The organism is Nocardia sp. NPDC050435, assembly GCF_040655395.1.
In the GTDB taxonomy this organism is placed as follows: Bacteria; Actinomycetota; Actinomycetes; order Mycobacteriales; family Mycobacteriaceae; genus Nocardia.
The window spans coordinates 32,508-42,362 of record NZ_JBFAJW010000017.1; the positions used below are offsets into that span (position 1 = coordinate 32,508).

Here is a 9,855-nt window from a genome sequence, read left to right on the forward strand (position 1 = left end):
TCAGCAGTCGGTGCGCGGTTCGGGATGGAAGAGGGTGAGGGTGTCCGGACGGCTCTCGAAGACGAAATCGCGGCCCTTGTAATCGACCTCGCCGTCGGTGGCCAGCGAGACCGACGCCTCGGTGACCGACACCTCGAGCCGGTGCCGCTCCTCGCGGACGTAGGTCGGCGACTTGCCGAGCGTGCCGGTGAGCGTGGACCAGATCAGCCGGGTGCGCGAGAACGGCACGTCCGCGCGCAGATAGCGGACATCGAGCGTGCCGTGGTGCAACTCCGGGCGAGAGCGCGGGATCTGGTTGGCGGGGTGGTAGCGCCCGTTGCCCACGAACAGCATCCAGATGGCGGCGGGCCGGCCGTCGATGACGGTGTGCATCGGCTCCGCGCGGAACAGGACCCGCACCATCGAGATGGCGGCGGCGGGCCACTTGCCCAGGTGCTCCTGCCAGCGTTCGCGCAGGCGCACGAAATCCGGGTATCCGCCCATGCTCGCGGTGTTGACGAAGATCCGCGGCTCCGAATCGTCGGACCGCACGGCCGCCGCGTCACAGGCCGCGACCTGCCCGGCCGTGACGGCGGCGAGCGTGGACTCGACGTCCTCGACGCCCGCGTCCCGGGCGAAGTGGTTCAGGGTGCCGCCCGAGCACACCGCCAGCGGCAGCCGGTGCCGCACCGCGAAACCCGCCACCGATGACACCGTGCCGTCGCCGCCGAAGACGCCGACGGCGCGAATATCGTTGCGGCGCAGCTGCTCTTCCAGCTGCGTGTCCAGCCCGATCGCCGGGTCCAGCTCGACGAAAACCGCCTCGGGCAGGCGCTCGCGCAGCAGCGTGGCGTCGTAGGCACCGCCGACGCTGCCCAGGCCCGCGTTCGGGTTGATCACCATCAGCAGGCCGCGGCCCTGCTCCAGCGGTTCGATGCGCTGGGCGGGCCCGAGCAGGGCGGGCTCGTCCTCGCGCACCGCCCACCACCGGTGCGTGGCCAGCGCGACACCGGCGCCGAGCGCCACGCCGGCCACCACGTCCGAGGGCCAGTGCACACCGATGTGCACCCGCGAGTACGCGACGGCGGCGGCCAGCGGCACGACCGCCACGGCGGCGACGGGGTACTCCAGGGCGACGCCGGTGGCGAAGGCCGCGGCGGAGGCGGAGTGCCCGGACGGGAACGACGACGACACCGGCGGCTTCACCAGCCGGCGCACGAACGGCACCGACTCGTCCGGCGGCCGCCGGCGCGGGAACATGGGTTTGGCAATGCCATTGGCGACGCCGCTGGCGAGCCCGACGGCGACCAGGCCGCGCGCGCCGGCGCGGCGGGCCGCGGGGCCGCCGAGCAGGATCATGGCCGCGCCAGCGCCGATCCAGAGCCGGTTGTAGTTCGCGCTGGTGCTCAATCCGCGCAGCATGCGGTCGGCGCGCGAGGGCCGGACCCGGGCGCTGCGGTCGATCAGCCAGGCGTCCAGGGCACCGGCCAGGTCGTGCGGTCTGGCGGACTTGCGATTCCGTTTAACACGCATTGTCTCAGCCTAGCGAGGATCGGCCGGACGGGACGCGGGGGTGATCAGCGCCGCTCAGCGGCGGCCGCCCGGGGACGACCGCGTGTCGGCCCCGGATTACCGGCCGCACCGGGCAAGCTCGCCGGGACGCTCGCCGAGTCCACCGTCGGATCTCCGGGGGCCGGACGGTGATCCGCACAACGGGAGGTACCAGGGTGTGGCCCCGAACTCGATCCGCTCGGCCCGCGTGCGCGCTGACGCTCACGCTGCTCGCGGTCGCCGCGCTGCTCGCCGGGTGTGAGACGGCGCCGCGACCGGCGGAGTCCGCCTGCCCCGGCGACACCGCGGACCAGACCGGCTGGACACCGGCCACTACCGAACTCGACGCCGCCATCGATCGGCACCCGTTCGTCGGCAACGGCTATCTGGGCCTGCGAATACCGCCGCGCGGCATGGGTTATCACGCGACGAACGAACCCACCGGCTGGCCGCTGTACACGCCCGCCTACGACGGCGCCTTCGTCGCCGGGCTGTACGGCAACCAGCCCGGGGTGGCCGAGGACCGGCAGGTGGCCGCGGCACTGCCGAACTGGTCCACGCTGCTGGTGGGGGTCGGCGCGCAGGAGTACTCCCCCGCGACCCCGGCCGCGCAGCTCTCCGGATTCCGCCAAACCCTGTACCAGCGTTGCGGTCTGGTGCGGACGGAAGTGACCTGGACCGCGGCCGACGGCAAGGCCACCGACCTGGTCTACGAGGTGCTCACCGACCGCGCCGCGCAGCATGTGGGCGCGGTCCGGCTCACGCTGACACCGCACTGGTCCGGGGAGCTCACGGTCACCGACGCGCTGGACGGCGCGGGAGCGCGCCGGATCCGGCAGACCGGCGGCGGCGCCCGCGACGAGCGCGCGATCGGTGTCGAGTTCCGCACGGCGGGCACCGAGGTCGCCGGAAGCGTGGTGTCCGTGCTGGATTCGGGTCCGGCGCGGCCCGATCGGAGCCGGGAACCCGAGGCCCGCGACCTGTCGGTGCGGCAGACGGCGCGAATCACGGTGCGCGCGGGCGATTCCTACACCGTCACCAAATACGTCGGCGTCGATACGCGGCACACCGCGCCCGTACCCGCCGCGTCCGCGCTGCTGGCCGCGCGGGAGGCCGCGCAGCGCGGCTGGCCGGAACTGCTGGCTCGCAGCGCCGCGGCCTGGCGGGACCTGTGGCGGGGCGACATCGAGATCCCCGGGAATCCGGACCGCCAGGCGTGGATCCGCGGCGCGCTCTACTCGCTGTACTCCGCCACCGATTCCATCCAGGACAACAGCATTTCGCCGGTCGGCCTGAGCAGCGACAACTACGGGGGCCTGGTGTTCTGGGACGCCGACATCTGGATGTACCCGGGCCTGCTGCAATTGGCGCCGCAGCTCGCGAAATCCGTTGTCGAGTACCGCTACAAGACGCTGCCCGCCGCCCGCGCCAACGCCGAATTGCTCGGCTACCGCGGCGCCTTCTATCCGTGGACCAGCGCCACCACCGGCGCGCTCGCCGAATGCCACAGCTGGGACCCGCCGCACTGTCTCACCCAGATCCATTTGCAGGGCGACGTTTCCCTGGCGGCATGGCAGTACTATCTCGCCACCGGTGACCGGGACTACCTGCGCGAGCGGATCTGGCCGATCATGCGCGCCGTCGCGGAATTCTGGGTCACGCGCGTGCACGACAACGGCGACGGCAGCTACTCCATCCTCGACGTCGCCGGGCCGGACGAGTACAGCAACGGCGTCGACGACGCCGTGTACACCAACGCCGGTGCGGCACTGGCGCTGCGCAATGCGGCGCGTGCCGCCGAAATCCTCGGTCTGCCCGCGCCTTCGGAGTGGAACACTGTCGCCGACCGGCTGCGGATGCCCTTCGATGACCGGCGCGGGATCTTCGCGCAGTACGACGGCTACCAGGGCACGCCCACCAAGCAGGCCGACACCGTGCTGCTGATCTATCCGCTGGACTGGCCGATGCCCGAACGCACCGCCGCCGAGGTGCTCGAATACTACGCGGAGCGCACCGACCCGGACGGCCCGGCGATGACCGACTCGGTGAACGCCATCGACGCCGCCCGGATCGGCGCGTCCGGTTGCGCCACCGGCACTTTCCAGCAGCGCTCGGTGGGCCCGTTCGTGCGGGCGCCGTTCGCGCAGTTCGCCGAGTCGCGCGGGGACAAGGCGGGCGCGCACGACCCGCTGGCGGGCGCACCGGCTTTCACCTTCGCCACCGCGGCGGGCGGCTACGTGCAGACCTTCACCAGCGGGCTGCTCGGGCTCCGCTTCCACGACCGCGAGATCGAGATCGCGCCGCTGCTGCCGCCCGAGTACGCCGAAGGGGTGCGGGTGCGTGGAATCCGATGGCAGGGACGTGTTTTCGACGCCGAGATCGGCCCGCACGACACCCGGCTGACGCTCGCGTCGGGCGCACCGCTGCCGGTGCGCACGCCGAAGGGCACCGCGGTGGCGCACACCGGGACGCCGCTGGTCGTCGAGACCAGGCGACCGGACCTGGCTCCGACCGCGGATCTCGCGCAGTGCAAGCCCGTGCGCACCAGCTCCGACGCCCCGGGCCGCTACGGCGCCGCCGCGGTCGACGGCAGCCTGGCCACGGCCTGGCAGCCGCAGGACGGGCCGGGCACGCTCACGATCGACCTCGGGCGGGTCACCGATCTGGGTGCGGTGCGGGCGCACTGGGCCGACTCCGCGCCGCCCGCCTACACCCTCGCCGCGTCCGCGGACGAGAGGAGTTGGACCGCACTCGGTTTCGATCCGGCGACCGGGGTGCTGACCGCCCCGGCTTCCGGCCGCTACCTGCGCCTGGAGGTCACCGGCACGGAGCCGTTCGGCCTGCGCGAACTCGATGTCGGCGCCCCGGAATGAGCCGGAGTCTTGCGCGCGGGCCGTCGCCCTGCTCCGATTACGCAACGCGCTCACGCACCCCGGAGGCAAAGATGTTGTCGTTGCAGCAGATCTCGGATCGCCTGGAGATCGAGGACCTGATGGTCCGGTACTCCCACGCCGTCGACACCGGCCAGTGGGATCTCCTCGACGACATCTTCACCGCCGACGCGCTGATCGATTACTCCGCCATGGGCGGCGCCAGTGGAGATCTCGCGTCCACCAAGGCGTTCCTGGCCGCGACGATGCCGAATTTCCCGGCCTACCAACACCTCGTCAGCAATTCCTCGATCACCGTCGAGGGCGACCACGCGACCGCGCGCACTATCTGCCACAACCCGATGCTCATGAAAGACGGGGACGGCAATCAGACGATGATGTTCTGCGGCCTCTGGTACAACGACACTTTCGCTCGCGTCGACGGGCAATGGCGCATCGCGCGCCGCGTCGAGGAGAAGAGCTACATGTATCTCACGCAGCCGACGCCGGGTTTCTGACAGCACGACGCCCGCCACACGTCGCTGTGTGGCGGGCGTCGATCAGTGCCGTCGAGCGGCGAATATCAGAGGTGCGCGCCGCACACCGGCCAGGCGCCGGCGCCCTGGGTGGCGAGCACGTTCTCCGCGACGCGGATCTGCTCCTCGCGGCTGGCGTCGGCCGCGTTGCCCGAACCGCCGTTGGCGGCCCAGGTGGACGGCGTGAACTGCAGGCCGCCGGAGAAACCGTTGCCGGTGTCGATGGCCCAGTTGCCGCCGCTCTCGCACGCCGCGACCGCGTCCCAGTCGTGGTAGTCGGCCGAGGCGGTGCCGGTGGACAGGCCGAACGGGACCGCCACGAGGGCGGCGGCGACCGCGGTCAGGCCGAAGGTACGCGTGCTGACATTACGCATGAAAGACATAGACAATTCCTGCCCTGCGTTTCCGTCCCGGCGCCTACTTCAGCCAGGTCCCTGCCCCCAGGGGATAATCGGGGATCCTCGGACCGCGGGACAGGGATTCCGGCTTGCGGCGGTCGAGTCGTTCGAAGCCCATCGTCGTTCGGGCCGCCCATGACGTTAACCAACAATCACGAGATGGTCACGCCGCGAGAAAGCGCGGTATGTCCGATACGAATTCCGGACATTTCGTATCGATGCAAGTCAGCGTGCGTGGCGCGAAAATGACACAGTTGTCGTTATCGGTGCGTTATGTGGATGAGATCACTCGGAGATAGTGACCCGGGCTACCCCGGGCCCGTATTTCAGAGCGCGAATCGGCGCCCCGGCGCGGCGTAGCCGACGGGCCCCGCGAAGCGGGTGCGCGCCCGTGCGACCGCGTCCTCGGGGGTGACGAACCGGCTGACGTGCGTGAGGACCAGTCGCCGGACCCCGGCCTCGGCCGCCGTGGTCCCGGCGTCCTCGGGTGTGCAGTGCACGGGCGGTCCCTCGGCGGGCGCGCCGTCGGCCTCGCACAGCAGCAGGTCGGACCCGGCGGCCAGCGTGGTGAGCGCCGCGCACGGCGCGGTGTCACCGGAGTAGGTGAGCGTCGCGGCCGAGGTCTCGATCCGGGCGGCGAACGCGGGCACATCGTGCCGCACCGCCGCGGCCAGCACGGACAGCTCACCGATGCGGGCCCGGTGTCCGTCGGACAACTCGTGCACCGCGAAGGCCGACTCGATGGGGCTGCGCCGCGGGCCGTTGGTCAGGAACCCGGCCAGGCGATCGGCGATGCCCGGCGGCCCGTACAGCGGCAGCGGGGCGCGGGGCCGCTGGTCGGCGTAACGCAGGCCGTAATAGGCGGTCAGCAGATCCGCGCAGTGGTCGGCGTGCAGATGCGAGATCCAGATCGCGTCCAGCTGGTCCAGGCGGACGTGCCGTTGCAGTTCGGCCAGCGTTCCGGTGCCCGCGTCCAGCCACAGCCGGGTCGTGCCGTGCGTCACGAGATATCCCGAGCACGGGTTGCCGATCGCGGGGTAGGGCGTCGCGCTGCCCAGCACCGTCAGGACGAGATCACTCACCCCGCGAGCCTAGGACTCAGTCGACGAGCAGGACGACCTTGCCGGGACCGCGGCCGCTCTCCATCTCCTGCTGCGCGCGGCCCGCCTCGTCGAGGCCGAAGGTGCGGGCCGGGCCGGGCAGCCGGAATTCCCCGGTGAGCACACGCTCGGCGACCTGCGCGGCCAACTCGACGGGTCGCGGGCCGGGCGGGCCGCTGGCGAAGGTGACGCCGAGTTCCGCGGCCGCCGGATCGGCGATGGTGACGATGCGGTCGGTGCCGCCGCGCAGGGCGATGGCGTCGGGCAGCGCGCCCTGACCGGCCGCGTCGAAGACGGCGTCGACGCCGGCCGGGGCCAGCGCGCGGACACGGTCGGCGAGGCCGGGACCGTAGGTTGTCGCGACCGCGCCGAGCGAGCGCACCAGCTCCTGGTTGCGAGCCCCGGCCGTCCCGATCACCGTGACGCCCGCCGCGCGCGCCAGCTGAACCGCCATCGAACCCACCGCGCCGGAGGCGCCGTTGATCAGCAGGGTCTCCCCGGGCCGCAAGGCCAGCAGGTCCAGCACCTTGGCGGCGGTGCTCACCGCGACCGGCAGCGCGACGGCGTCGGCCCAGTCCAGCCCCTCGGGTTTGCGGGCCAGCGCGTTGCTCAGCGCGTATTCCGCGTACCCGCCGGCCCGCGCCCAGCCGAACACCTGATCGCCGATGGCGTGCCCGTGCGCGTCGGGGCCGAGCGCGTCGACGAATCCGGCGATCTCGCCGCCGGGATACTGCGGGAACCGGGGCGCACCGAAAACCAGTGCGCCGGAGCGCATCTTCCAGTCGGCCGGGTTCACCCCGGCCGCGCGCACCGCGACCCGGACCTCGTCGCCGACCGGCTCGGGGACCGGGATGTCCACGACCCGCAATACCTCCGGCCCGCCGAATTCGCTGAACGCAATAGCCCGCATACCGCCACCCTAGGCGCAGCCGCGGGCGCCGCCGCGCCCGACACGAGCACTACTTCGAATCACGTTGGCCTGGTGAACATTACGTTCGGCGGCTGGGTAGTACTACGCGTGCCGCGACCCCGGTCGCACGCATAACCTGGGGCCATGCAGATCCCCCGCCGGAACTCCGATGCCAACGACGCCCGGATCCGGAACGACGACACCGACCCGCTCGAGCTCGAATTCCCCTACCCCGCCGCCGTTTTCGTCCCGGAACCGGTGGCCCGGACACGGGATCGGCTCGGCGCGCGACAACCCGCGCGCGATATCTACCGAGGTCGCCTGCACTGCGAACGCGAAGCCGCCTGATCACCTCGGTCGAACCAAGCACTTGCTTGGTTCGACCGAGTCCAGTATCAATGAACCCGGACAGCGCCGGTCCGCGGCCGTCCGAGGGAGGCAGTTCGATGGACGATTTCGCGCACCGATCCGGCGCCGCGCTGGTGCTCGGCGCCAGCGGCGGGCTCGGGCAGGCGATCACCCGCATGCTCGTCGAGCGCGGGAGCGCGGTCGCCATGACCTACTTCCGGTCGGCCGAGCCGCTCGCACCCCTTACCGCCCTCGCGGCCGAACGCGGGCGGAGCGCCCGATCCTGGCAGCTGGACCTGACCGACGCCGCCCGAACCGCCGCGATGGTCGCCGAGGCGGCCGCGGAGTTCGGCGGCCTGCACACCCTCGTCTACGCCGCCGGACCGCACGTCCCGATGGTGCATCTGAGCCGGGTCGATCCGGCCGATTTCGGACGCCAGCTCCGCGACGACGCGGCCGCGTTCTTCAACGCCGTGCACGCCGCCCTGCCGCATCTGCGCACCGCAGCGGGCTCGATCGTCGCCGTCACCACCGCCGCCACCACGCGATACCCGGTGCGCGACAGCCTGTCCAGCGCGCCCAAGGCGGCGGTGGAGGCGCTGGTGCGCGCCCTCGCCGCCGAGGAGGGCCGCTTCGGGGTCCGCGCCAACTGCGTCGGGCCGGGCATGAACACCGACGGCATGGCGGCGCGCCTGTTCGCCAACGGTGACCTCGACGAACGCGCCCGGGAGGTGGCGCGCGGCAACATCCCGCTGGGGCGTTTCGGCGTCGCCGGCGACATCGCCGAGGCCGTCTGCTTCCTCGCCTCCGACCGCGCCGGCTACATCAGCGGCCAGAAGCTCGATGTGGACGGCGGCTACGGGGCCTAATCCTTGAGCGCTTGCTCCCGCAGCTGATTCAGCGTCTTGGACAGGATCCGCGACACCTGCATCTGCGAGACGCCCAACTGCTCGGCGATCTCGGTCTGCGTCTTGGACTCGAAGAACCGCAGGATCAGCACCTTGCGCTCGCGCTCCGGCAGCGCCGCGATCAGCGGCTTCACCGCCAGGTAGTCCTCTACGTTGCGGTACTCCGGGTCGTCGGTGCCCAGGGTGTCCATCGGGGTGAGCGGGGTGTTGTCGTCGTCGCTGTCGGTGGCGGCGTCGATCGGCGAGGTCTGGTAGGCGTTGCGGGCGATCAGCGCCTGCGTCACCTCGACCAGGTCGGCCTGCAACTCGTCGGCGATCTCACTGGCCTTGGGCATGCGCCCCAGCCGTTGCGACAGCGTCTCCACGGCCGGGCCGATGAGCTGCTGAATCTCCTTGAGCCGCCGCGGCACCCGCACCGCCCAGGCGTAATCCCGGAAGTGCCGCCGGACCTCGCCCATGATGGTGGGAATCGCGAAGGACAGGAACGAGGCGCCGTGCGCGGGGTCGAACCGGTCCACGGCCGCGACCATGCCGACCCGCGCGATCTGCAGCAGGTCCTCGAAGTTCTCGCCGCGTCCGGTGAACTTGCGCGCGATGTGCTCGGCCAGCGGCAAGCAGCGCCGGATCAGCTCCTCGCGCACCTCGTGCCGGCGCGGATCCGCCGCGTCGAGCGCGGCCAGTTCGGCGAACAGGGGCTCGATGTTGTCGTAGCTGTCGCTGCCGCGTTTACGTGGTCCGCGGTCGGGGCGAGGCGAACGCGCCTCATCGCTCATCGGTGGTTCCGCCTCTGACCCAGGTGAAAACGACGACCGTAGGATAGCCGGAAACCGTTGCGTCGAACGGGGTTTGAGCGACCGAGATGGAGTCGGTCAGGGTCTCGACGATGTGCCAGCCGAAGTTGCCCTGATCGAGCGCGGTATCGGTGGCCGCGACGCCGGACACCTCGACGGTGATGGCGCCCTCGCGGAAGGAGAAGCCCGTCTCGACCTCGGAGCCCGGCACCGCGCCCAGCATCAGCGCCGTCGCGATCTCGTCCAGGGCGAGCCGGATGTCGGTGACCTCGTCGATCCCGAAATCCGCGATCAGAGTCACGGTTTCGGCGAGCGCCCGCAGCATGGTCAGCTGCTCCAGCTCCGCCGGGACCCGTACCCCGATCGTCGTCGTACCCGTCGAGGACTCCGAAATCTTCTCGTCCATCCCATCACCGCTCTCTGAGTGGTCATCCAGCGCGCACAGTGCTTGCCCGCCCCGGCCG

Annotated in this window: 10 protein-coding genes; 4 read left to right on the top strand and 6 right to left on the bottom strand. The window is 71.4% G+C overall.

Translation table 11 applies throughout. The features are described from left to right. Positions 1–1,512 (bottom strand): phosphatase PAP2 family protein, encoded by a 1,512-nt coding sequence (locus AB0I43_RS37710; RefSeq protein ID WP_356976649.1) that lies wholly within the window; start codon positions 1,510–1,512, stop codon positions 1–3. Positions 1,513–1,706: 194 nt separating this feature from the next. On the opposite strand from AB0I43_RS37710, the gene AB0I43_RS37715 reads away from it, so the two are divergent. Both AB0I43_RS37715 and AB0I43_RS37720 read left to right on the top strand, forming a co-directional pair. Then, entirely contained in the window at positions 1,707–4,403 is a 2,697-nt protein-coding gene (locus AB0I43_RS37715; RefSeq protein ID WP_357433582.1) for a discoidin domain-containing protein, read from the top strand. A 71-nt stretch (positions 4,404–4,474) separates the two neighbouring features. Further along, a complete protein-coding gene (locus AB0I43_RS37720; protein WP_356976653.1) occupies positions 4,475–4,918 on the top strand; it encodes a nuclear transport factor 2 family protein in 444 nt (147 codons plus the stop codon). 65 nt (positions 4,919–4,983) lie between these two features. On the opposite strand, the gene AB0I43_RS37725 is transcribed toward AB0I43_RS37720, so the two are convergent. From AB0I43_RS37725 to AB0I43_RS37735, 3 genes are all read right to left on the bottom strand, one after another. Then, positions 4,984–5,310, bottom strand: a complete 327-nt coding sequence (locus tag AB0I43_RS37725; protein WP_356977018.1) for a transglycosylase family protein — start codon at positions 5,308–5,310, stop codon at positions 4,984–4,986. A 350-nt stretch (positions 5,311–5,660) separates the two neighbouring features. Next, entirely contained in the window at positions 5,661–6,416 is a 756-nt protein-coding gene (locus AB0I43_RS37730; protein ID WP_356976654.1) for an MBL fold metallo-hydrolase, read from the bottom strand. A 16-nt stretch (positions 6,417–6,432) separates the two neighbouring features. After that, a complete protein-coding gene (locus tag AB0I43_RS37735) occupies positions 6,433–7,344 on the bottom strand; it encodes an NADP-dependent oxidoreductase (protein WP_356976656.1) in 912 nt (303 codons plus the stop codon). Positions 7,345–7,488: 144 nt separating this feature from the next. Here AB0I43_RS37735 and AB0I43_RS37740 point away from each other — a divergent pair, with 144 nt between their 5' ends. Together AB0I43_RS37740 and AB0I43_RS37745 are read left to right on the top strand one after the other, a co-directional pair. After that, a complete protein-coding gene (locus tag AB0I43_RS37740) occupies positions 7,489–7,692 on the top strand; it encodes a hypothetical protein (RefSeq protein WP_356976658.1) in 204 nt (67 codons plus the stop codon). A 98-nt stretch (positions 7,693–7,790) separates the two neighbouring features. Next, positions 7,791–8,561 (top strand): SDR family oxidoreductase, encoded by a 771-nt coding sequence (locus AB0I43_RS37745; protein ID WP_356976660.1) that lies wholly within the window; start codon positions 7,791–7,793, stop codon positions 8,559–8,561. Here the strand turns inward: AB0I43_RS37745 and AB0I43_RS37750 are convergent. Further along, entirely contained in the window at positions 8,558–9,373 is an 816-nt protein-coding gene (locus AB0I43_RS37750) for an RNA polymerase sigma factor SigF (RefSeq protein WP_356976662.1), read from the bottom strand. The two genes, AB0I43_RS37745 and AB0I43_RS37750, sit on opposite strands and share 4 nt — an antisense overlap. Beyond that, positions 9,363–9,797 carry an anti-sigma factor gene (locus AB0I43_RS37755; RefSeq protein ID WP_356976663.1) on the bottom strand — a complete coding sequence of 145 codons (435 nt, stop codon included), beginning with the start codon at positions 9,795–9,797 and terminating at the stop codon, positions 9,363–9,365. The genes AB0I43_RS37750 and AB0I43_RS37755 overlap by 11 nt, the downstream gene beginning before the upstream one ends. Between the last annotated feature and the right edge of the window lie 58 nt (positions 9,798–9,855).